Below are 25279 nucleotides of genomic sequence, written 5' to 3'. Positions count from 1 at the left end.
CACCCTTTTTACAGCACTGAAACTAGCTTGCCTGCTACGTCGTTAGGCAGAAGATCCGCCAATTGACCTTTCTGTCCTTCGTAGCTTAACAATAAATTCGAATCTTGCCAGTAATAAACATGGGCAATTTCATCATTGATTTCTAACAATCTATTCACTAGTGCATCGATCCGAAGTTCGACTTCAGAGATGCTGCGCAGCCCCTCTGTTTCTGTTAAACTGATTAAATCGCGCAAATCTCCCGCTACAAATTCTGGAGAAGTGTATTCCACGCGCATATATAGACGCGGATATTGACCAACTTTACTGCGGGTGGCACTCAACGGAATCGCCTTCACCATCGCCTGATCCAACAGGCGAACATCGTCTTCCGCAAGCCGTGTATGCGTGGCGCGATGGCCGCTAACAATGCCATGAAAGGCTAAAAATGAGTAGTATACACGGTAATCTTTTCCGATATTGCCGCCATCATTTTTGTTATCCGAACCAAAATGCGAAGTAATGCTCGTCGATTCAACAAGCGTCACTTTGTTTAATGAGTAGCCCCAATTGAATTGAATCGGACCAATAAATGTCATGGAACTTCCTTTATCCTCAGATTTCAACGGCATCGTCGCTCCAAACAGCCGAACATCAATGAGTTGATCCAACATCCAATCTTGCTGCTCTTTCGATAATTTATTAACATTTACCTTTCCTTCAAATTTGTCAAATAAATGCTTGATTCGTTCAGTCGCGTTGACCGTCTCTCCATCTACTTTTCCTACAAAAATTTCTTTGCCGATTTGTTCAAAGTAATCACGGAGATAGCGTTTTAAACGAACATCGCTTACTAAGTTCACTGAGCGCTCATAATCCATGCGCGGACGGTTCTCTTCGTCGATGTCACCGTTCGGATTGGTCAGCTTGGCATCATAAAGAAATAACATATCGCTATTATTCATCACTTGCTTTCCTCCTTATCATTCTTTTCTTTTTTGGCGTTCTCCAAAATCCGTTTCGTTCCATAAGCATAACCTGACAATAAATAAAAAACGCTTTCACGATCTGATAAACTCCATTTTTCCTGCATGGCCGCATCTAACAAATGTTTATGCTCCGCGTAAATAAGCTCATTATGCGCAGAAGCAATTTTCAACTGCCGAAGTTTGTCGGGGATTTCGTTAGAAAGAAACATAATTCTTTGTTTGCTCATGCCGTGATAGTTGATTTTGGACAAAATCGGCTTATTCGCCGTTCTTCCCGTCCGAGCTTGTCCAAGCGCTTCTGCCCGGGCGCTCGCTTTTTTGACTTGCTCAGCTCCGATTCGAGCAATTAAATAGCCAAGCAAAAACAATGCGCTTTGTGCAGCAGTGTAGTTCATCGTTCCCATATAATCGGCTATTTCCGCATCCGGCAATGCATAGGAGATGCCATCCGCCATTTCCTTCGCCTCCTTTATCAGTTCAAGCTTGTATAACAGTTTTAGGAGTAGCTGTGCTTGTATCATTGCATCTACTAGCTGAACATCGTTATATTCCTTTTTACCGTTGAATTGATAAACGTCATAGTGTGCATATGCGTAAATTTTTGCCAATTGCACAAATTGCGTAATGAGCCAATGGTATGATAAAGGCTTTTTTGTAAGCAATGATTCATACACATGCAAAATTTTGCGCTTCTCTAAGTTGTCTCCCTTTTTCACACGCATCGGAATAAGATAGTAAATCGCATCCAAGCCAAGGTTAAATTTTGTCTGACTAAAAAATCGGCGCCCTAGTCCTTCCACCTGTCTCATCTCTCTGCTTAACTGTCGCAAATACGTTAACGGAACATCTGACACAAGTTTGTTAATCTTTAAAGAAGCTTGCGCTTTCGTGTAAAAAAGAAAATGCAAAGCAATGTAGTTATCCATCTGCTCTTCAAAACGCCTGTAATTCTCAATATATTTATGCAACTCTTTAGCGGTTTCCGCTGTTTTAATGGTTCGGACAAACTGCTGAATATACTCGCTAATTGTCTCCAGCGGCGCATTCTTAAATGGGATATCGTATAAAAAGTCTGGAATGATATAACAAGGCAAACCGCTAAATCGGGTATTAAAGTTGCGAAGAATATATGCTTCTCCGGCCATAATCGCTTGGTAAGCGTCACGGCTAATGGATAAGTTTTTTACAAACGATTTTTTGTCAAAACCGCTTGCAAAACTAATTTTCTGGTTTATGTAATAGTTAAACTTTAATTTCGTAGTCTCGCCCGTGACAGCCTCTGTTTGGTTAGTCAGCGCACACACACCTGTTTTTGCGTCTTCAAACACGCTAAGTTTATCGGCAAGGACTAACCGTTCATATTCTGGCTGTTTGACTACTAACTGTCCATCAAGCGATAGAGAATATAATAAAACATCTTTAGAATTTACATTTAATTTTGCTTCAACAAATTGTTGAAACTGCTTTGCTACCGCGCTAAGCGCCTTTTTCCCGTCTCTTTCGGTCAACGTGCCACCAATGTAGTCAGGATTGAATACATAGCGATAGCGCTCGCCTGAATTTTGTGTCTCGCCCAAATCAACAAAAAACCGCTGATGTGCTTCTGTTAAAAAAACATAATAAGGGTCTTCACGATCCCATCGTTCAAGCAAGTTAGGAATGGTTTGCCCTAACAAATATTCAACATTTCTCACCGTGCCGTACCATTGTGGACTCGCTGCCCCATCTGCTGTGCCAATCCATAAAAAATCAAGCGAAGTAGATGAGTCCACCTCTTTAAGTATCAAGTGAATCTTTTGATCAGCAATCGCCAAATCAACAATGACCACATATTTAACAGCGGCAGCTGAATGCTCAACCGGCAGCGTGATGGCTTGAACAATCGATGAATTTCCTTCCATCAAATATTTGTGACCAAGGGAGTAGATCGTTTTAATCATTATCCCACCTCCTTTAGGATTGAATTACTACAACTAAGGAGATTTTACCATAAAAACCCTCTAATTCAAGATCTAACGCAAAAATTTCACATTTTATTCTAACTTTTCTGAATTCAACTAGTACCTTCGGAAAAAATCATGAATTTGCGCTGTATCTACCTGTATATGGACTTTTCTGATCTTATTCTTCTTATGCTCCATGCATGTTTTACTGGATACAAAAAGTATATGGATACGCATCTTTTGTCCTCCTTCAAAATTTTTTACAATTACATTCTTAATTAAATTTACCTCGAATTTTCTTAAATATTCATTTGTCTTCATTCCTAAGTAGGTAAGATAACAATGACATTATTAATGTTTTAATTCTTATTTAAGGTAAGATAGCCATATAGAGCGAATAAAAATAATACTGCACACTATCCATCATAGTTGCCAATACAGACATTTTATATTCTATTTTCATTGCTTTTTACCTCGTTCCTCAATTAAGGGGAAATTTATTTATGTCAATTTTCAGTTTATTTTATTGTAAAAAATATGCACATGCCAATACAAACGATTGCATTAACCTGTGCACAATAACAGATGGAGAATCATTCTTACAAATTCATTATACAACGAATTTGTAACATTTTTTAAAAACCAAAAAATATTTCCTTATATTTTCTTTTTATTGTAAAACGTACCGCAAAGATTGACATTAATGAAGTTTCTAAGTGGGAACGTGTATATATACACTTCATGAAAAACAATTTACAGGACAGTTCAAAGATATTTATAACAAAAACATAATGCACTCGCATTCAGTATCTAAAAAACTAAGGAGACACTCCTACTCAATCTATCCTCATGCTCGAACAAAAACTCTCCTAGTCACGATTCAGATATTCCAATGCTTTTTGATTCCTCATAGTTAAGATAAAAAACAGTTAACCATTGATATATCAAAAATTAGTTACTACGACACCATCATTATACATAGCTTAAAAAATTGATACAATCTTCAAAAGGGATTATGTCTGATAGGAAGTGCGAAAAAAATAAGGGGTCGTCAATCTCCCAGGATTTTAGCACGATTGGGGGATCGACGACCATTGAATACCTCAATCATTTGATATGCAATCATGAAATGTCCGCTTGTTCTTGAACTATTAGGATAATAACCATTGACAAGTTGGATGGCATGGAGTGCTACTTATTAATTCATTCGCTGTATAGGCTAAAGCTAGCATTTTCGCCTAACACCTATCCCCCTCTACACATAATGTCTAGGTAATTTTCTACTTTAAAGAGAGGGGAAGGCAAGGGATCTCGATTTTTCTATACAAATTTATAACTTTACGATGATCGAATATACTCTAGCTACCTTTATACAACGCTATTACTTCTTCAACATCAGAACACATTTTAAAACAATTTCCAAAAACACGAATTACGACTTTAATCCTTTTGGCGTTACTTTGTTTTCTATTTTCTTTAATATGAGGTCAAATAAAATGGCCAAAATGGCGGCAGGGATCGCTCCCGCTAGAATAAGATTTTTGTCCGCCACCCGCAAGCCGCGGTCGATCAGATCGCCAAGTCCTCCGGCACCGATGAATGTCGCCAGCGCCGCAACACCGATCGTTAACACGGTCGCGGTTCTTACTCCTGCCATAATCACTGGCAAAGAGAGGGGAAGTTCGACCATCCACAAAATTTGCCATGAAGTCATTCCCATTCCTTTCCCCGCATCCACAAGCGCCGGATCAACACCCAAAATGCCTGTATAGGTATTTCGTAAAATCGGAAGCAAGGCATACAGGGTCAACGCGATAATAGCCGGAAGCTTGCCAATTCCGAAGATCGGAAGCATAAATCCCAATAAAGCAAGGCTTGGAATAGTTTGAATAATCGCGGCCACTCCGATGACCGGTTCAGCAATCCTTTTATTCCTTGTCAAGAGAATGCCAAGCGGAACAGAGACAAGGATGGCAACCGCCATTGAAATGGCGGATAACATAATATGCTCTTGAAAGGCAAGCCAAATATCTTGCTTCCTGTCAATAAACGTTTGGATGAGATTCATCTGTTATCACTCCCTCACTGTTGCTTATGAAACTCCCATTCGGCTAAGCCGCGCATCAAGCTCGATCTTGTAATCACCCCTGCGAGCCGATCTCCTTCTAATATCGGGATCACGTTTATATCCTTATTTTGGAAAATTTCAGCCACATTTGTCACATCATCATCTTTCGTTAGCGTCGCACAATTCTCGTCCGTAATATCGGCCAGCACCCATTCTTCTTTGTCATATTGTTTTTCCAACTCTTTTAATGTCACGATGCCAAGAAAGACTTGCTTTTTGTCTGTAATCATTAAACTGTCTACTTTCTTTTCCTTCATCAAGCGAAAAGCCTCGGCTAATCCGCGGTTGGGAGAAGCAGTGACAACAAATGAGGACATTAAATCTTTCGCCGTCGGCACTAATGAGTTCCCCTGCTGAAGCCGGTTTTCCCCAATAAAACCGCGGACAAACTCATTGGCCGGACGCCGTAAAATCTTATCCGGGGTATCAAACTGGACAATTTCCCCTTCTTTCATAATAGCAATGCGATTGGCGATTTTTAGAGCCTCATCCATATCGTGAGTCACAAATACAATCGTTTTTTGCACTTCTTCTTGAAGCTTTACAATATCATCCTGAAGCTGCTCGCGGCTGATCGGGTCCAGCGCGCTAAACGGCTCATCCATTAGAATAATATCCGGTTCCGCTGCCAATGCGCGAATAACCCCTACACGCTGCTGCTGCCCGCCGCTTAATTCCGATGGATAGCGATGCTTAAAAGTGGATGGATCCAAGCCAACTAAGTCAAGCAGCTCATCGACGCGCTTTTCATACATATCGGCTTTCCACTTTTTCAATTTGGGCACAAGGGTAATGTTTTGCGCAATGGTCATATGGGGAAACAAACCAATCTGTTGGATCACATACCCAATGTTGCGGCGCAGTTCTACCGGATCAATCGTCGATATATCTTGACCGCCAATATAAATTTTTCCAGAGGTCGGTTCTGTCAAGCGGTTAACCATTCGCATCGTCGTCGTCTTTCCGCAGCCGCTTGGGCCGATTAACGTCACCAATTCTCCTTTTTTTATTTCGAGATTGATATTTTTTAAAGCAATAAAACCATCATCATACTGCTTTTTTACATTTTCAAATCGAATCATGCTGTCCCTCCTTCAAACTGGCTGTTTAGTCAATGAGTCCTTCCGATTTGAGGAAGTCGATCGCTACTTGTTTTGGCTGCTTCCCTTCGATATTGACCTGTCCGTTCAACTCCATCATTTTTTCATCAGATAAGATATTTTCAAGCTTGTTTAGCGCTTCTTCTAATCCCGGATTGGCATCCAAAACCTCTTGGCGAACAATCGGTACAGCATAGTATGGAGGAAAATAATGTTTGTCATCTTCAAGCACAACGAGGTTGTATTTTTTGATACGCGCATCGGTTGTATAAGCAGTAATGACATCAATATCGCCGTTTTTAGCGGCTTCATATTGCAAATCAGGGTCGATATTCGTTTTTTTCTTAAACTGAAATCCATATTCCTTGACTAACCCGTCGTATCCATCGCTCCGCTCAAAAAACTCGGCATCTGAACCGAATACGAGCTGATTCGATTTTTTTGCTAAATCCGAGCTTGTTTTCACCCCAAGCTCATCCGCCAGCTCTTTTCTCATAGCCAAAGCATACGTATTATTAAATCCAAGCGGCTTAAGCCAAGTAATATTAAATTTTTCCTTATATTCTTTTTTCGTTGCTTGATAGATATCATCTGGCGTTTGCGATGCGTCATATTGATTTTTTAAAATATTTAAGTAACCGGTACCCGTATATTCTACATAAGCATCGATGTCGCCACCTTCGATCGCCTGTTGCAGCATAAACGCGCCGCCCAGGCTATCCTTTACCTCTACATCCAAATCTGTATTCGCTTTTACGTATTCGGCCAGCAAATGCGTTAAAATCATTTGTTCGGTAAATTTTTTACCGGCAATCACAATCTTTCCTTTCTCTGCTTTTTCTCCCGTTCCGCAGGCCACCAGTGATAAGACTAATAAAATCGTTCCGATCAAAGCTGCACATTTACGCAATGAAATTCCTCCCCTTTACATGATTGAGCTAGCTCAAAGCTGTGATAGAGGATGTACAATCATCATTTAGAAACAATCACGTAACTATTCAGCATGTTATGCCTCATCACTAGAAACTTTATAAGAAAAACTCTTCCATAGCCAAAAACAAATCCCACGCCATTCAAGCGCTGCAAATTACTTTAAATGAACTTTCAAGGTCACATGACGATTAGCTGATTGTTTTAGATAGCGGAGACATATAGATGCGATGTACCATATTTCCAATGGCCGTTCCTTTAGACAGTGAAGAAACAACGAACAAGCGCCTACTCTTTTCTGTTTACCGGACTTGTATCAAAGGATGGAGCGCCGCTCTCATTTCTTTTCACGCTGAAGACAGATGACGGAAGCTGTCTTCAAACACTAAAAGATGGCGTTCATGCCAACAAACGAAGCAATGGAAGTCGTATGTTGCATCTGCTTCATATGCGGGTATGAAATGTGTGACTGGTAGAATTCGCTACGGAATTTGATGAAAGAGGAGATTAAACATCTACTGGATATTCAACTGATGAGGAAACAAGACGAAGGGAAATCCGATCATACATAAAGCGATTGGTTATTCAAACATTTGAACGATTACCTTCATCAAAACAAAGCACCCTTCTGTCCAAAATGGACGAATTATCTTTTTTGCTCTAAGCAAAAACAAAAATCTCATGACCTCATTTGTATAAAGCAGACCTACTGATTCATCTTGCCAGGCAAGATCGCTTCATACGCGCCACGAGCGTCAGACAAGATTTCATAGATTACGAAGCATCCTGCTCCATACAGATCGTTGAGCCAACAAGGCTCTGCCTTCTAAACGATGATCGTTCATCCACTAGGAAAAACGATAGAATGTTTACAAAATGAAAAAAGACTCTTGTCTCAGCGCTGTCTCACAGTGAAAACCCGCCTCCATAGATAAAGGAAAATACAGCTTAAGATGAAGCAAGGGATGAACGAAGATCACTCCATCATACATGGATTTCTAAATTTCAACTCATGATTCCCTTTCATCTTCTGTATTCTTGGGCATGCTGCTTTCATAGCCCTGTTATGATCATCTTCACTCTTTATTTTTGATGCCTTCCGCCAGAGCAAATCCCCTCTTTCCATGGTTCTGAAAACAAGATCCAGCGATAATATGCTGAATAGTTACATAATTACAATGATTATTATACCGATACATAGATATGGTTTACAAATGGGAAATAAGTGTATATAAAGCGATATGTGCGAATTTCCCACGATACTAGTCGGATATATCCAGAATCCTCAGAAATACATCAATATCCTCCCATATGCTCTTATATACTTCCATATCCTTTCCTTTCAATACTCTCATTACAAAAAATGGAATCATCCCCCAAACGGCATGACCTTTATATTCAGAAGCGCTGCCACCAGCCGAAAGGACAACATCCATGAAAAGAAGGTCCAATACCCTTTCATTGATATAGACACCTGCGCAAAAACATTTTGGCACCATCAGGAGGGTGAAAATCTCTTTTTCCTGTTTGATAAACAAGGAATTTTCGAGATAAATGTACCTTTTCAGCTCATACAATCAGCGCTTGCACTGAATGATCAAATAAAAAGGCTGTCCCAAAAGGTTTCGCCTAGTGCTTTTTTGGGACAGCCATATATTGGTTATCGTTGATTGATTTCTTCTAACAGCAACTTATTCACAAGCTGCGGATTCGCTTGTCCTTTTGTTGCCTTCATAATTTGGCCAACTAAGAAGCCAATGGCACGGTCTTTTCCATTTTTATAATCCTCAATGGACTGCGGGTTGGCATCAAGCACTTCCAGCACAATTTTGCGCAGCGTTCCCTCATCAGAAATTTGGACAAGCCCTTGTTCTTTGACGATTTTTTCTGGGTCGCCGCCTTTTTCAACAAGCTCTTTAAAGATTTTTTTAGCGATTTTCGATGAAATCGTGCCGTTTTGAATCAGCTTAATCATGCCTGCCAAGCTTTCTGGAGTAAGCGCAATGTCGTGAAGCTCTTTTTGTTCGGCGTTCAAATAGCCTGATACTTCTACCATGAGCCAGTTTGACGCTAATTTCGGATCAGCGCCATTCGCAACTGTCGCTTCGAAGAAATCGGCCATTTCTTTTGTGATGGTTAACACTTTCGCATCATACTCCGGCAGACCAAACTCTTTAATATAACGAGCCTGACGAGCATCCGGCAACTCAGGAATCGAGGCGCGAACGCGCTCCTTCCATTCATCGTCAATATAAAGCATGACAAGATCTGGCTCTGGGAAGTAACGGTAGTCTTCAGATCCCTCTTTTGTGCGCATCAAAATAGTGGTTTTTGTCGCTTCATCGAAACGGCGCGTCTCTTGGTGAATGACGCCGCCAGAAAGCAGAATTTTTTCTTGGCGTTTCGCTTCATATTCCAATCCTTGACGCACAAAGTTAAACGAGTTTAAGTTTTTTAACTCGGTTTTGGTACCGAATTTGTCCGATCCGATCGGACGGAGCGAAATGTTCGCGTCGCAGCGAAGCGAGCCTTCTTCCATCTTACAATCAGATACGCCTGTATATTGAATAATCGATTTTAACTTTTCCAAATAGGCATACGCTTCTTCTGGAGAGCGAATGTCCGGTTCAGAAACAATCTCAATCAACGGCGTGCCCTGGCGGTTGAAATCCACCAATGAATAGCCATCGCCTGTATGCGTCAGCTTTCCGGCATCCTCTTCTAAGTGAATGCGCGTAATCCCGATTTTTTTCTTTTTGCCGTTGACTTCAATTTCAATCCAGCCGTTCTGGCCAATTGGCTGATCGTATTGCGAAATTTGATACGCTTTCGGGTTGTCTGGATAAAAATAGTTTTTTCGGTCAAATTTCGTTTCCGTGGCAATTTCGCAATTTAATGCCATCGCCGCCTTCATCGCAAATTCAACCGCTTGTTTATTCAACACAGGGAGAACCCCTGGATAGCCTAAATCAATCACGCTCGTTTGTGTATTTGGGGGTGCTCCGAATGCGTTTGGACTGCTGGAAAAAATTTTCGATTTTGTTTTCAGTTCGACATGGACCTCAAGCCCGATGACAATTTCAAAATTCATCTTCATTTCCCCCCTTACAATACCGGTTTTTGTTTATGATAGTCCGTCGCTTGTTCAAATGCATGCGCAACGCGATAAATCGTGCTTTCATCAAAGTGCTTGCCGATGATTTGCAAGCCGACCGGAAGCCCGTTCACCAATCCGCATGGAATGGAAATGCCCGGAACGCCGGCAAGGTTAACTGGAATCGTTAAAATGTCATTCGCATACATGGTTAGCGGATCGCTCGTTTTTTCGCCGATTTTAAACGCTGGTGTCGGCGTTGTCGGACCAATGATGACATCATATTTTTCAAATACGTTTTCAAAATCCTGCTTAATTAATGTCCGCACTTTTTGCGCTTTTTTATAGTACGCATCATAATAGCCAGAGCTTAATGCAAACGTTCCAAGCATAATGCGGCGCTTCACTTCATTGCCGAAGCCTTCGCTGCGCGTCTGCTTGTACATATCAATTAAGTTTTTCGCATTATCCGTACGATAGCCGTAGCGGACACCGTCAAAACGGGCAAGGTTCGCAGATGCTTCAGAAGAGGCAAGTAAATAATAAGTGGCCAATGCATATTTAGAATGCGGCAACGATACTTCCTCCCATGTTGCGCCAAGTCCTTCCAATACTTTTAATGCATGTAATACAGACTGGCGCACCTCCTCAGAGACACCTTCGCCTAAGTATTCTTTTGGCACGGCAATTTTTAGACCGCGAATATCGCCTGTTAATGCCGATACATAGTCTGGTACATCGACATTGGCTGATGTTGAATCCATTGGATCAAGCCCGGAAATCACCTGCAACAAATAAGCGTTGTCTTCAACGGTACGTGTAATTGGTCCAATTTGGTCCAACGAAGAAGCAAAAGCAACAAGACCAAAGCGCGATACCCGTCCATATGTAGGTTTTAAGCCGACGACACCACAAAACGCAGCCGGCTGGCGAATCGAACCGCCTGTATCAGATCCTAGCGCAAATGGCACCTCTCCTGCCGCAACAGCCGCAGCCGAACCGCCGCTTGAGCCGCCAGGTACGCATTCGATATTCCATGGATTGCGTGTTAATTGAAAACCGGAGTTTTCCGTGGAAGATCCCATCGCAAACTCATCCATATTCAATTTTCCGACTGTCACGGCATCGGCTTCCTGCAAGCGCTGTACAACCGTCGCATCATAAATTGGATCAAAATTGTAAAGAATTTTGCTGGCGCACGTCGTACGAAGGCCTTTTGTCACGATGTTATCCTTCACACCGATCGGCATGCCAAAAAGCAAGCCGAATTCTTCTTCGGTTGCTAGCTTTTCATCTAATTCTTTTGCTTTCGCACGTGCACGCTCCTCATCAAGTGTTAAAAAGGCTTGTACCTTCTCTTCGACTTCATGAATCCGCTTAAAGGATTCGCTGACTAAATCGGAAACGGAAATTTCCTTTTTATGCAACAGGCTATGTAATTCAGACATTTTGTAATCAAACAGCGACATGCTCTTCCCTCCCTTATTCTAAAATCGCTGGCACCCGGAATTGTCCATCTTGCTGATCTGGTGCATTTTTCAACACGTCTTCAAGCGGAAGGCCTTGTGCCGGCACATCTTCACGCATCACATTTTTCATATTCAGCACATGCGACGTTGGCGGAACATTTTCCGTATCCAGTTCATTGAGCTGCTCTGCAAATGTAATGATCGCATCTAGCTGCTTCGTAAACATTTCGGCTTCCTCTTCAGTAATCGCTAAACGTGCCAAATGAGCTACGTGCTTAACTTGCTCGATCGAAATTCTTGACATTTTCGTTCACCTCCAACATTCTCGACCTTTCACAATACTATGATGATACCAAACTTTCACTGATTAAAGCAACATGCGCTACTGGATTTAAATGCTTGGTCTTTTATCTTAACGAATCATTTGACGAGCGGACCCTCTCAATCATACAATGAAAACAATTTACATGGACTTATCCGTCATGATGGGAAAGCGGCCATGATGCTGTACCTGTCCTCCTATTTTTGATAGATTCACTTTACAGATTACCATTTTTTAGATATGAAGTTAGGACTGTGCTTCCACGGCCGATTTCGTTACAGGGATGTTGGACAAAAAAGCAAGGCATCAGACGCTTCCAAATGCGCCATTCATTCAGGCTTGATTTAAGCAACTATGCCACATTGTGGAAATGGCGCTTTGAAGCGTTGTCAAACTCCCTTTTTTCAGCTGCTATTGGAAGATTCGCTCACATTTCAATCAATAGCGAACACGAATCAGGTGATTTTGGTAAAAATGATGAGAGGAGCAAGACTAATGAAATCGTTATTATGGAAGCGGCTCGCCGTTGCCGCCCGGAAAGAGCCGGCTGATCTCGTGGTCAAAAACGGGAAAATTATCAATGTATTCGCTCATGAGATCGAAGAAGGAGATATCGCCATTGTTGACGGAATGATTGCAGGCATCGGACAATATGAGGGCCATTCGATCATTGATGCCGGAGGAAAGTATGTTTGTCCGGGATTCATTGATGCGCATGTGCACATTGAATCTTCCATGGTCACCCCAAGCGAATTTGCTCAAGCCGTGATCCCTCACGGTGTGACAGCTGTGATCGCCGATCCTCATGAAATCGCCAACGTATCTGGAGTGGAAGGAATACAATTTATGCTGGACGATTCCCAGCATGCGCCGCTGGACGTTTATATCATGCTCCCTTCCTGTGTTCCAGCGACATCGTTTGAACATGCGGGAGCTGTATTGACCGCGCAGGAGCTGGCTCCATTTCTCTCCGACTCTCGAGTTCTCGGATTGGCAGAAGTGATGGATTACCCGTCTCTTTTGCACGAGCGCTCACATATGCTCGATAAGCTCATTATGGCAGAAGAAGCGAACAAACGCATCGATGGGCATTTGGCCGGCTTGGATCATCAAGCGGTAAACGTGTACGCCAGCGCGGCCATAAAAACAGACCATGAATGTGCAACGGCCGCAGAAGCTTTAGAACGAATTCGCCGCGGCCTATATGTCATGATTCGCGAAGGATCCGTCGCTAAAGATTTGCTTCAGCTGATTCCGGCGGTTAACGTCCAAAATGCACGGCGATTTTTATTTTGCACAGATGATAAGCATTTAGATGAACTAATGGCCGAGGGAAGCATCGATCACAACATCCGCCTTGCTATACAGGCAGGAATCGATCCGATCACGGCCATTCAAATGGCGACACTTAATGTGGCTGAGTGCTATCGTTTAAATACAAAAGGAGCCATCGCTCCCGGATATGAAGCCGATTTTTTACTGATTGACGATTTGCGTTTATTGCAAATTTCACACGTTTATAAAAAAGGGGTGCTCGTGGCCGAAAACGGCAAAGCCGTCTTTTCCACATCAGCAGAAAAGAAAAATTTAGGAGACCGAATTCTCCAATCTGTTCACGCCCCCGTCATCACAGAAAGAGATCTGCAAATTCCTTTTTCAAAAGGGACGAAGGCTCATGTTATTGAAATTATTCCCAATCGCTTACAAACGAAGCATATGATCGAATCAGTCGATGTCCACCAAGGACGATTCGTCCCTTCCATAACAAAAGATTTATTGAAGCTTGTTGTTGTTGAACGGCATCAACAGCGCGGAATCGGACTTGGCATTGTGAAAGGGTTTCAACTGCAAAACGGCGCGATTGCTTCATCCATCGCCCACGATTCGCATAATATTATCGCCGTCGGCACAAACGATCGCGATTTACTGCTGGCCATCGATCATATCAAGCAGCTTAACGGTGGACTCGTTGTCGTGAAAGACGGAGCAATCATAGCCGACCTGCCGCTTGAAGTTGGCGGTCTTATGACGACAAGAAGCTGCAGCGATGTGTGCGAAAACTTGCAAAAAATCAAAGAGGCATTGATGGATATCGGGGCATCTCAAGCGTTTAATCCATTCATTACCCTCGCTTTTTTAGCTTTGCCAGTCATCCCAGAACTGAAATTGACGGACCAAGGATTGTTTGACGTACAGACCTTTCAATTTATTCCGGTAGAAGCATAAAATGTCAAGCCTCTCTTTCATGTAGGAAGAGAGGCTTTTCTTTTCCATCTATTACAACTTAAACTGGATAAAATAAGACTAAGACTATGCACTTTAATTCCCAAATACAGCACTTCAACATAAAAAGCAAATCTAAGTAACCTATTAATGATTACATCCATAACATCCGATACGGCGCTTCTAAATAAGTCTTCACGGTGCGGAGAAAATCGCTCGCTGGAGCTCCATCAATGATTTGATGGTCAAACGTCAAGCTGAGTGGCAATCGTTTTCTGCGTTGAATGTCCTCCCCGATAAAAACAGGGACATCGGTTGCCGTCCCTACCCCAAGAATTCCTACCTCTGGAGGATTGAGCACCGGCGTAAAAAATTCGACTCCATAAGCACCAAGACTAGTAATAGTAAAGGTCGATCCTGTCATCTCTTCACTGTTTAAAGCCCCTTCACGCGCCTTTTTACTGAACGTCTTGATTTGCTGTGAAATTTCTCTTAAAGAAAGAGATTCGGCATGTTTGACGACAGGAACAACAAGGCCGTTTTCCAACGCAACGGCTATCCCTAAATGGACCGCATCATACGTTTGAATCTGTCCATTTTGATAATGGCTGTTTATTTGTTTATGTTGAAGCAACGATAAAACGACGGCACGGGCAATAAAGTCCGTGATCGTCAGTTTTCCGATCGCTTCATCCTGTCTCATCTTTTCCTGCAGCTCCAACAAATGAGTGACATCTGCGTTCATATGAATGGTCAACTGCGCCGTTTGCTGCAGGCTAGCAAACATTCTTGAGGCAATAGTTTTGCGCATACCCGTCATCGGTTTGACCGTCACACCGCTTGGCTCAACTTCAACATTCGTTTGAGGCTTTGGCTGCTTTTCTGCAACAGAAGGGGCAGGAGCCTGCGCCATTTGTATGGCTTTTTCAATATCAGCTCTTGTTATCCTTCCCCTTGGGCCAGAACCGGAAATTTTGCTTAAATCAATCCCCGCTTCGCGAGCGAGCTTCCTCGCCGCAGGCGAAACACGGGCCATCATCTGCGGAGCGGGCTTTGTCTCTTCAGCCGCGATCGCTGCCGCCGCTTCCTGCCGCGCTGTTTGGCTTCCAGCGCTGATCACCTGTTCTTCTGTCTTGACAGCTTCTCTTCCTTCCGCTTCATTCATGCTTTCTCCTTCTTGACCGATATAGCCGATGGCTTGCCCTACTGCAACCGTTTCGTCTTGCGCCACCATAATCTTCAATAGCACTCCATCCTGAGGAGCTTCAATATCCTTTTCAATTTTTTCCGAACTGATGACCGCAATCGACTCACCTTTTTTAATCGTGTCTCCTTCTTTTTTGAGCCACTCGACTACCGTTCCTTCCTCCATGCTCATTCCTAGCTTTGGCATAATGATTTCAACCGCCATGATTTCTCTCTCCTTTTCCGATGAATACAAGGAATGAAAAATGCTGCAATCAATAAAGGCAGCATGCGCCTGAGCGTCCATGTCGCCAGCCGCTCTTGTGAACCACCCGCCACGCCACCGTTTAGAGGAGGGCTTCAAGCGACTTGTGCGTGTTCGCTGAACGGTAAGCCCTACACAAGAACCCTTTACGCTTCCCTTCGTTCCGCAGGGGTCCGTTCGAACGATAGAGTATCCTATCCGTTGGCGGATCGCCGACCGAAATTCATCTCCCCCTACTCACTGGGCTGTCACCCTTCATGGTCCTCGAGGATGGGAGACTTCTTTTGGAAAGCTGTTAAATCGCTCATTATACTAGCGCCCTATATTCACTCTTATCTTTTTGAGAAAATGTCAGCTGCTGGACTCCAGCTGAAATGAATGACCTATTGATTCACGCTTTAAGAAAGAAAGGCGCATGCCAGCTGATTGAAATAAAACAAAGTTTTACTATGTCCCGCACGATTCGCGTCTGCTTCACACGGTTACAATCGTTTCATCGCCGATAATTTCAGCTGCTGCCCGCAACACTTTTTCCGGAGTTGGCAAATACAGGTCCTCCAATGCCGGCGAAAATGGAACCGGGCAATGCGGAGCGGTAATCATTTTGATCGGCGCGTCTAAATAATCAAATCCTTTATCGGCCACGAGCGCGGAAATATCCGTAGCAGCGCTGCAGCGCGGATTTGCTTCATCGATGACAATAAGCCGGCCCGTCTTCTCCACAGAAGCTAAAATCGTCTCCTCATCAAGCGGAGATAGCGTTCTTGGATCGACGACTTCTGTTTCAATTCCTCTCTCTTTTAATAATTCTGCCGCCTTTAACGCGGTATGCACCTGTTTTCCGATTGCGACAATCGTCAAATCGCTGCCTTGCCGTTTAATATCGGCCTTTCCAAGCGGAATCGTATAAAACTCCTCGTCTACTTCTCCTTTCATGTTATAAAGTGTTTTATCCTCAAAAAAGATCACGGGATCATCATCAAAAATCGAAGCGAGCAAGAGCCCTTTTGCGTCAGATGGAGTCGATGGCACAACCACCTTTAAACCTGGTATGTGGGTAAATAACGCATAAAGGCTTTGCGAATGCTGGGCCGCCGCCCGAAACCCTGCACCATGCATCGTCCGCACAGTGAGCGGCACCTTCGCCTTTCCGCCAAACATATAGCGCAGCTTTGCTCCCTGATTCATCACCTCGTCCAAACAACTGCCGATAAAGTCATTAAACATTAATTCAGCGATTGGCCGCATTCCAGTGGCCGCCGCCGTGACAGCCGCTCCCATATATCCCGCTTCAGCAATCGGCGTATCAAGTACTCGTTCTCTCCCAAACTCCTGCACAAGTCCTTTCGTGACTCCCATCACTCCTCCCCATGCTTCGTCATCCTGCAAATGGTCGACTGTCGCCCCGCCGGCGACATCCTCTCCGAGCAAAATGACATTCGGATCTTTTCGCATCGCCAGCTTCATCGCCTCATTGACCGCTTCTGAGAAAGAAATTTTTCTTGTCATCTTTCGCTCCCCCTCACTTTTTCATTAATAGGATACATATACATCCCGCAAAAGCTCCTCTTCGGTCGGAAACGGACTATTCTCCGCAAACTCGACAGCCTTCTCAATCGCTTCTGCCACATTTTGTTCGATATGCATTAGCTCCTGCTCAGAGACAAGCCCATTCGCCAGCAAATGCTTGCGGAATCTGACAATCGCATCAAGCTCCTGCAAATGCTTCTGCTTTTCTTCCGATGATTTGTATGTTTGCGCATCTCCCTCGAAATGTCCGTAGTTTCGATAAGTTTTACACTCAATCAGCGTCGGGCCTTGTCCGTTTCTTGCTCGCTCAATCGCCCTTTCCGCCGCTTCATAAACAGCGACCACATCCTTACCGTCCACAATTTCTCCCGGAATATTATAAGCAGCCGCACGATCGGCAATATTTTGGCAGCTGGAAGCATATTCAAAAGGAGTAGCTTCCGCGTATCCATTATTTTCGGCCACAAAAATGACCGGTAGCTTCCAAATCGCCGCAAGATTGATCCCTTCATGAAACGTTCCATGGTTGTTGGCGCCATCTCCGAAAAAGCAAACGGCCACTCCGCCCGTTTTCTTTAACTTCGCCGTCAATCCGGCACCAACAGCGAGAGGAAAGCCTCCTCCAACGATTCCATTGGCACCAAGCATTCCTTTTTCCACATCGGCAATATGCATCGATCCGCCTTTTCCTTTACATAGCCCTGTCGCCTTTCCATAAATTTCAGACATCATTCCATTTAAGTCACATTCCTTTGCAATGCAATGACCGTGCCCTCTGTGTGTGCTCGTAATATAGTCTTTTTCGCTTAAATGGGCGCAAATTCCGACTGCCACCGCCTCCTCGCCAGCATACAAATGAACAAAACCAGGCAAAACACCTTTGCTAAAAATTTCATGCACTTTGTCCTCAAACTGGCGAATTTCATTCATTTTTTGATACATCCACTTCGCTTTTTCTTGAGTGATGCTTTTCGTTTGTGATTTTGCGATTGTCATCATGCTCCCTCCTATTCGATTCATTTCACTTTTATATATTGCAAGTATCGTGCCAGCAAAAAAGCGCTTACAAAATCAATCCTTTTGCAAGCGCCTGATACACAAAAGCGACATTGTTTCTCATTTTGTTTCATACTGTATCATTTTGTTTCATTTTTGTTCATTGGCGAACCTTTTCCCTTTTGCGCAGAACGCGGAGAAACGGAACACTTTTCTAGGATGTTCTACATGAGCTGGTATTTTTTCAATTTACGATAAAGGGTGCTTCGCGAAATATTAAGCGTAGCCGCTGCTTTGCTGACATTTCCGTTCGTGATCTGCAATACGTTCATCATTCGTTCTTTTTCGATCTTCTCTCTGTAAGATAGCGCTTGATTCTGCTCCGCTTTTTCTTTATTTTGATTCCAAGCTACAAGCATCGACTGAAGCTGAGAAACCGATGGGAGATGCGTCCCATATTCCACACGGATTCTTTCCAAAACATTCAACAGTTCGCGGATATTTCCAGGCCAGTGATAATTCATCAATAATTGCAGCAGCTGATCTGAAAAGGTTACCGTCCAATGGTGTTTTTGACAGTAATGCTCAATAAAAAAGGGAATATCTTCTTTTCTCTCTCTAAGCGGCGGTACATGAATGGGGTACACATAAATTCGGTAGAACAAATCCTCCCTAAGTTTTCCTTCCTGCACTAGCTTGTATAAGTCGCGATGAGTGGCCGTAATGATTCTCACATTAACCGGAATGGCTTTATCGCCCCCAATAGGTACCACCTCACGCTCTTGAAGCACCCTTAAAAGTGCTACTTGCATCTCTGGAGGGATCTCGCCCATTTCATCAAGAAACAAAGTTCCACCATTCGCCTGCACAAATTTCCCCTTATGTCCTGTCCGCTTGGCCCCTGTAAACGCTCCTTCTGCATAGCCAAACAATTCACTGCCAATCAGCTCTTTTGGAATGGCGCCGCAGTTGACCGCCACAAACGGTTTGTTTTTCCGATTGCTATTTTGATGAATAAAGCGGGCGAGCATTTCCTTTCCGGTACCGGTTTCTCCCGTCATATAAACCGTGGTCTCTGTTTTTGCTGCTTTTTCGCAGCTTTGCAAAACATGGGCAAACACCTCGCTTTCTCCCGCAACACCATCAAAATGAATGGATGGCGCAGAGAAGTGAAAGGTTTGTGGATAAACGGCGGTTCTCTGAAGCGTCACCTCATAGCCGATCAACTCACCATCAACGGCAGAGTGAATCGGTTTTTTTGTTTGAATTCTCCATTTTTGTTCGCAAAGGGATTCCAGTGGCTGATCGGTTAAATTAGGCAAGAAAGCGCGCAACCCATGGTTCATCCATACCGTTTTTTCATGACAATCGCAGATGACAACCGGAGAATGAGGATTGGGAATGTGATGTGTATACTTAAATAGTTCTAATAGATCTTCTTTCTTTTGTAGCTGAAATCGCTGTTCGATGGTATAAGCGGCGGCAACAACAGTGGCTAAAGCATGGTCTTGAAGCAGAGAGCTGTTGATGGGGCAAGAAAGATCAAGCGCTCCAACCAATTCTTTCTTTTCATTATAGATAGGCGTAGCTGAACATATCCATTGCTGGGAAGCGACTGAGTAGTGCTCATCGCCGACAACGGTGATCGGCTCCTGAATTCTTAGCGCTGTGCCAATTGCATTTGTTCCAACCTCATCCTCGGTCCATTTCACTCCTTCTGTAAAACGAATCGCTTTAGCTTTCTTGATCGCTTGCTGATGTCCATTCGCGTATAAAACATATCCATCGCGATCAATTAACAACAAAAGCGATTTTGTCTCCTGAATCAGCTTCTGTAGCTTTTCTAAAACAGGAACTGCCAGCTGCAGCAATCGCCGATTTTTTTGCTTCCGCTCCAGCAATAAAGGCGGTTCCAGCACAACTTTCCCCTTTCCATCGTATGGATTAACATTATAGCGGCGGCAAAGCTGCCATGATTCTTCAATTCTGTGATGGATTCTTCCTTGATCCAATATTCCTTCTCGTATAAAACGCTGCCAAACCTCCCTTTTGGATAGATCTACCATACCCATCCTATGCCCTCCTCTCTATCGGATTCATACTATACTACATTCGCTTTTGTTAAAAAAATTCCTCTTTGTGAACCCTTTCTACCTTTCTATGCGAATGGCCAATCCGCCGAGACGCCAGCGAAGTATAGAAAAGGGGGTATTGGCGCTTTTTCCTTCTTATTTTTATAATAAATACAAGCTGATTTCATCATGCAGCCACATGACCAAAGCATCACTTCGGCGATCATCAAACAGCCATATTGAAACATGCCGCAATCAACCGTTTCTATGGATATATGAAAAGGAGAGAGACCCATGCAAGTGACCTTTGACCATCTTGTTCATCTAACAGCATCCCCCAGAGAAGCGAAAGCTGCTTTTGCACAAATGGGCTTCCACGCCGTACAGGGCGGTATTCATCACGATTGGGGAACGTATAATTGCCTATGCTATTTCCGTGACTTGCGCTACATTGAATGGATTGGCTTTATGGACCTTAACAAAGCGAAAAAGTCTGATAATAGACTGATCCAGCAAATCGTCACAGACTCCGCCCAAGGGGCCGGCTTTTCACAAATCGCCTTTCGCACAAATGACATCCATGCCATCATGAACCATATTTCTGAAAAAGGATTAACCCCCATTGGCCCATTTGCCGGAAACCGGCAACGAGAAGACGGGACCGTGCTCAGCTGGTCGATGCTGTTTATTAGAGATGAGTCCCATCGCACATACCGCTATCCATTTTTTATTCAATGGGGGCAACAAGACAGCATACGGAAGCAGGAAATGAAACAGCTGATGCAGCATCATCATGGACAGCCAACCCTTTCCTATATCGGCATTCAAGCGGACCACCTCGACGAGTCGGTCCAAAAATATTGCCACTTATTTGATATTTCTTCTTCTTTAGTCCGCTATCATGCTGACCGATTTGGCTCTTATGCGGAGATTCCCGCTGGCCATATCAAGATGCGTTTTTATGAATCTGCGAAGCTTTCATCCGGAAGGGCTCTATATATCAATCGCCCTTTTTTATGCGGAATCACGGGAATGCCACAAAATCAAACGATCTTGCTCGAACAAGCGATTTACGATTTTTCTGTCTGAGAGGCAGGCAACCGGCATAGGGCAAACAACCCAAAACCCATTCCCTCTCCAGGCAAAGCCGGAGAGGGAAGATACCATTTAGGCTAAACCGCATCAAAATGGCGCGTCCATACGATAACCGCGATCATGATCGCCAAGATCACAAACGAACTGCTTAATCCCATCACGCTCCACATAAAGGAAACATGAAGCAAATAAAGGGCAAGGCTGGCAAAAGCCAATCCGAAAATGATGGCAGAAAGAGCCCAAACCGCTATTTCCTTTGCAAAATGCCAGATCCTCGTTCTTCTTGTCCAACCGATCATCTCATACATTTGAAACTCGCTTTTTCGTTCGCTCAATAGCGTATGAACCCCTTCGCTCACACCGATGGCGGCAAGGCCAGTTGACGATAAAATGATCGAGATTTGCACCCAAAAGGTCGCATTTCTTATATACTCCCCTAAGGCGGTCTCTGCCGTCTCCTGCAGGGCAGCGGTCAACGCGGCGATCTGTACAGCCAGCAACACGGCGGCAAGCGATAAAATCCCCATCATCGGAACAATCCAGCGCCGATAATAACGAATGGAAGAAAAACGGCGATAAGCGATCGTTCGCTCCTTTCGTTCTTCTTTTCTGTGAAGCAAAAATGTCACAAGCACTATGGAAAACATCCACAAACCAGCGGCTACCCCATATAGCGGCAGGGCGGCATCCAAACCATATAAAATGCTAAAAGACGCCGCTAAGGCAACCGTCATAAGCAAATATTGCTCTATGGCATTTCGCTTGCGAATCTGTCCTTCTCGCCAACCAAGGAGAGTTAGATATTCATTTTCAAGAGCCAGTAGATTTTTTTCAAAAACGAGTCTCATAGCGAGCCAAAGCAGGGCAAAGCAAGAAAACAAAAATGTGGTTACAAGACTCATATCATTCCATGTATGTGTCAGCCGTTGGGCGACTCCTAACGTTGTCCACGGCTCCTTGACTTTGCCGATCCCCTCGACATCAAGCGTCATTTCCTTAAACGAAGCGCCGGCTACGACATCTACCTCATATCCCTGCTTCAACAACTTAGCGGCCACCTGCTCAATTTTCCGGCGGGCTGCCTCATCATACTTTTTAATTCCAGCAATTCGAACGCGAATGGCATCAATCGGTTTCTTTCCTTTGATCAGTTCAGCCGCTTCCAACGTCGTCACACCGCTGGCGGGCGCTGGAATGAAACTTCCGGGTACTGTTGTCGGCGTTAATATGCGGCCCTCTTCGGTTGTTGCCTCCATCCCTCCATAAATGCCCAGAGGGCTTGAAGCAAGCTTGTTGCTGGGCTCTTTTTTCGGAGAAAACGTGCCTACCTGTTCAATAATAAAAGGGAGTTTCGTTGCAGTCGCCATCGAGACGCCCCGTTTTTCTACCTGCTTATAAGACGGCGGCTCACCAGGCTGTACGATATGGATGGTCGGAATGGAATCAAGATGCTGATAAACAATTTTAGAGGCGACATAATAAACGGACGTATCGCCGCCAATTGAATATCTTTGCGCAACATTTAACTGCCACTGGTCATTAAGAATCAGCGCCGTACCATCAAACGGCTTTTGAAACTTCGATAAATCTAAATCGATCGTTTTCGATTGCACGACTCTCTCCTTTTTCAGTTCCTTTAAAACCTCGGCGATTTTCTCCGGGCTTGCACTCATCATCCATTGCCCTTGCTGCAAATGGAGGCTGCGAAGATACTTCTCGATGCTTACCTCAAGCGTATCCACTTGCAGGCGAAGAAAAACGGGGATATTCAAATCATCACGCTGAAGCACCTTTACAACAGGGGGATTCCCGTAATTTTCAAGCGTCATTTTTAGCATCATCGCTTTTGGATCCTGAGGGCGATCCAGTTCCAGCGGTTCTTCTAATTTGGAAAAGTCAATGCCGGTTAACTGCTGTTCGCTTTCCGGGTCAATGGCGACCAAAAGGTAATAATTCTCCGGCATCTCAATCATCATGGCTGCGCTTCCAAAACGCTGTGCTGTGGTAACATACTGAATCGTTCCAGGATCGAGCTGTTCAAAATAGACAAATGTTCCCGAAGAACCGAGCGGATAGTTTTTATATCCGTCTGATGTATAAAATTGATAGGTGAATCTCGACGGATTTTGTAAAACAGGGAGCTCTAGGGAAAACTGCTTGCCGCGAAAGTAGCCTAATGAAGCAACAGGAGCAGCCGCTTCAATCAGCGGATCGGCTTTGATCCGCTTCCACTCGGCGATGGAAAAGCCGCCCTTTCCATCGCCAATATAGTTTTCCTCGACGACGCCAAGCGTTTTTTCCACTTGCGTTCTTGATGAGGTAGGACGAACTAATAGATCATATGTACCCCTTCCATATTTCTCAATGCTGCTGTCGACCGTTGATTTCGCTTCTTTCGCTTGGAAAAGGCCGAACGGAATCAGCGTATAGACGCTGATAAGAGCGGCCAGCATCGTCATTGTTGCCATTTTCCGGTGAACGAGACGACGCCAAACGATCCGGATCATACATTCACCTCATTTGGCAGAAGAAGCCCATCTTTTAATAAGTAAATGCAATTAGAGTAGGCCGCCACTTCCATATCATGGGTCACTAAAATCATCGTTTTTCCTTGCTGGTTGAAGGAACGCAAAATCTCAATCATATGATCGCGATTCTCCCGATCTAAATTCCCTGTCGGCTCATCGCAAACCAATACGTCCGGATCGGCAATGAGCGCACGCGCAAAGGCAATGCGCTGCTTTTCTCCTCCGGATAAGTCATTCGGCAGCCTGGAAAATAACGGCTCTTGAATGCCGAGCGATAGCAACAGCATTTTCGCTTTTTCATATAATTCCTGTTTCTTTTTATCATAATATAAAGGGAGGATCACATTGTCTAAAACCGAATAATACGGCAATAATTTAAAATCTTGAAATACAAACCCAATATGACGTCGGCGGAAATCGCTTTTTTCTCGTTCGCCCATTCGATAGAGATCGAGATCCCGGTAATAAACAGTCCCTGTATCCGGTTTTAATAAGCCCGTCATAATTTTTAATAAAGTCGATTTCCCTGATCCGGACGGACCGACAATCGACACCCAGCTCCCTTGCTGAATCACTAGATCAACATGATTGAAAATTTTGATTTTGCTAGAATGGTGCTTAAATGATTGGCTGATATTTTCTAATCGAATCATCTTTTCCCCCCTTCTCCTTAGCTAAAAACGAGGCTGTATGAACATTTTTAAGAACCAAACTGCGATTATCATATATTTATTTTCAAGACTCGACTTCATCAATAAGACTCTGATTCAACAGCCCCGTTTTCTTTCACATCATTTTTAGCGATCTTTCAACGTTACACTTCCATAGACTGTTGTGGAAGAGCCGTTGGATACATAAAGGGATGTATTCCATGTTCTCGTGCTTAACGATCCCTTATCATAGAAAGAAGTACTACTATAAGAATAGTAATTAGCTTGTGGATCATAAAAGATAGTTGCCTTACCATCATAGTAGGATATATAATATACATTTGTTGCTCCTCCCCCCCAAGATAATCTCTTCGTAAACCACGCAGAAGAGCCTATTTTCGTTTCGTGTGCAGGACTTATATTAGCATCAACAGGGTAAGCAGCAGAAGCAGGCGAAACACTGAGACCTAGCAATAGACTAATTCCAATAATACTCAAAACTAGATTTTTAAATTGTTTCATTCAAATATTCCCCCATCCATTATTTTTTTCTTCAATACAAAAATTCACTTCGTTTTTACAATAAAAAGCAACAGAAATTTCTTAACAGATACACAAAATAAAACATTTAATACCTATCTTCGACCTTTTAGCCATTTCATAGTATAAAAGATCCAATTGTTTATATAGATTTTTGGTTTTTTTTTCGTTTTCTGCGTTTTATGGAATGGCATTTGACAATTCTACTAAACTTCCTCCATCACATTCTCACCTCCCCATA

General features: G+C 43.5%; 17 protein-coding genes. 2 read left to right on the top strand and 15 right to left on the bottom strand.

What is annotated here, in order from left to right; translation table 11 throughout:
* Positions 1-8 precede the first annotated feature (8 nt).
* The 8 genes from cas7b to gatC all read right to left on the bottom strand — a co-directional run bounded on the left by cas7b (position 9) and on the right by gatC (position 11936).
* Entirely contained in the window at positions 9-944 is a 936-nt protein-coding gene (gene cas7b, locus AT864_RS09120) for a type I-B CRISPR-associated protein Cas7/Csh2 (RefSeq protein WP_066148451.1), read from the bottom strand.
* On the bottom strand, positions 944-2908 hold the full coding sequence (locus tag AT864_RS09115) for a TIGR02556 family CRISPR-associated protein (RefSeq protein WP_066148449.1): 1965 nt from the start codon (positions 2906-2908) through the stop codon (positions 944-946). The genes cas7b and AT864_RS09115 overlap by 1 nt, the downstream gene beginning before the upstream one ends.
* 1435 nt (positions 2909-4343) lie before the next feature.
* Positions 4344-4979, bottom strand: coding sequence for an ABC transporter permease (locus tag AT864_RS09110; protein WP_066148447.1), 636 nt, complete (start codon positions 4977-4979; stop codon positions 4344-4346).
* Positions 4980-4993: 14 nt separating this feature from the next.
* Positions 4994-6121, bottom strand: a complete 1128-nt coding sequence (locus AT864_RS09105; RefSeq protein WP_066148445.1) for an ABC transporter ATP-binding protein — start codon at positions 6119-6121, stop codon at positions 4994-4996.
* A gap of 25 nt (positions 6122-6146) precedes the next feature.
* Positions 6147-7049, bottom strand: a complete 903-nt coding sequence (locus AT864_RS09100; RefSeq protein WP_066148443.1) for a glycine betaine ABC transporter substrate-binding protein — start codon at positions 7047-7049, stop codon at positions 6147-6149.
* 1680 nt (positions 7050-8729) lie between these two features.
* A complete protein-coding gene (gene gatB / locus AT864_RS09090; RefSeq protein ID WP_066148438.1) occupies positions 8730-10160 on the bottom strand; it encodes an Asp-tRNA(Asn)/Glu-tRNA(Gln) amidotransferase subunit GatB in 1431 nt (476 codons plus the stop codon).
* 14 nt (positions 10161-10174) lie between these two features.
* Entirely contained in the window at positions 10175-11632 is a 1458-nt protein-coding gene (gene gatA, locus AT864_RS09085; protein WP_066148436.1) for an Asp-tRNA(Asn)/Glu-tRNA(Gln) amidotransferase subunit GatA, read from the bottom strand.
* Between the two features lie 13 nt (positions 11633-11645).
* Positions 11646-11936 carry an Asp-tRNA(Asn)/Glu-tRNA(Gln) amidotransferase subunit GatC gene (gatC, locus tag AT864_RS09080; protein WP_044741361.1) on the bottom strand — a complete coding sequence of 97 codons (291 nt, stop codon included), beginning with the start codon at positions 11934-11936 and terminating at the stop codon, positions 11646-11648.
* A 513-nt stretch (positions 11937-12449) separates the two neighbouring features.
* On the opposite strand from gatC, the gene ade reads away from it, so the two are divergent.
* The gene (gene ade, locus AT864_RS09075) at positions 12450-14180 is read left to right on the top strand and encodes an adenine deaminase (protein WP_066148434.1); all 1731 of its coding nucleotides are present in this window, start codon (positions 12450-12452) and stop codon (positions 14178-14180) included.
* A gap of 151 nt (positions 14181-14331) precedes the next feature.
* On the opposite strand, the gene AT864_RS09070 is transcribed toward ade, so the two are convergent.
* From AT864_RS09070 to AT864_RS09055, 4 genes are all read right to left on the bottom strand, one after another.
* Positions 14332-15588 (bottom strand): dihydrolipoamide acetyltransferase family protein, encoded by a 1257-nt coding sequence (locus AT864_RS09070; protein WP_066148431.1) that lies wholly within the window; start codon positions 15586-15588, stop codon positions 14332-14334.
* 513 nt (positions 15589-16101) lie between these two features.
* Positions 16102-17136 carry an alpha-ketoacid dehydrogenase subunit beta gene (locus tag AT864_RS09065; RefSeq protein ID WP_044741354.1) on the bottom strand — a complete coding sequence of 345 codons (1035 nt, stop codon included), beginning with the start codon at positions 17134-17136 and terminating at the stop codon, positions 16102-16104.
* 24 nt (positions 17137-17160) lie between these two features.
* Positions 17161-18156, bottom strand: a complete 996-nt coding sequence (locus tag AT864_RS09060; protein WP_066148430.1) for a thiamine pyrophosphate-dependent dehydrogenase E1 component subunit alpha — start codon at positions 18154-18156, stop codon at positions 17161-17163.
* Positions 18157-18377: 221 nt separating this feature from the next.
* Positions 18378-20225: a sigma-54-dependent Fis family transcriptional regulator gene (locus tag AT864_RS09055; RefSeq protein WP_066148427.1), complete on the bottom strand. Its 1848-nt coding sequence runs from the start codon at positions 20223-20225 to the stop codon at positions 18378-18380.
* Positions 20226-20519: 294 nt separating this feature from the next.
* Between AT864_RS09055 and AT864_RS09050 the strand changes: the two genes are divergently transcribed.
* Positions 20520-21314, top strand: a complete 795-nt coding sequence (locus AT864_RS09050) for a VOC family protein (RefSeq protein WP_066148426.1) — start codon at positions 20520-20522, stop codon at positions 21312-21314.
* Positions 21315-21397: 83 nt separating this feature from the next.
* On the opposite strand, the gene AT864_RS09045 is transcribed toward AT864_RS09050, so the two are convergent.
* The 3 genes from AT864_RS09045 to AT864_RS09035 form a co-directional block, all read right to left on the bottom strand.
* The gene (locus tag AT864_RS09045; RefSeq protein ID WP_066148425.1) at positions 21398-23827 is read right to left on the bottom strand and encodes an ABC transporter permease; all 2430 of its coding nucleotides are present in this window, start codon (positions 23825-23827) and stop codon (positions 21398-21400) included.
* Positions 23824-24501 carry an ABC transporter ATP-binding protein gene (locus AT864_RS09040; RefSeq protein WP_066148423.1) on the bottom strand — a complete coding sequence of 226 codons (678 nt, stop codon included), beginning with the start codon at positions 24499-24501 and terminating at the stop codon, positions 23824-23826. The genes AT864_RS09045 and AT864_RS09040 overlap by 4 nt, the downstream gene beginning before the upstream one ends.
* 144 nt (positions 24502-24645) lie before the next feature.
* Positions 24646-25020, bottom strand: coding sequence for a hypothetical protein (locus AT864_RS09035; RefSeq protein ID WP_066148421.1), 375 nt, complete (start codon positions 25018-25020; stop codon positions 24646-24648).
* Positions 25021-25279 lie beyond the last annotated feature (259 nt).

Origin of the sequence: Anoxybacillus sp. P3H1B, assembly GCF_001560855.1 — a bacterium.
In the GTDB taxonomy this organism is placed as follows: domain Bacteria; phylum Bacillota; class Bacilli; order Bacillales; family Anoxybacillaceae; genus Anoxybacteroides; species Anoxybacteroides rupiense.
Note: the sequence above shows the minus strand (reverse complement) of the source record. Positions and strands in the feature narration are given on the sequence as shown.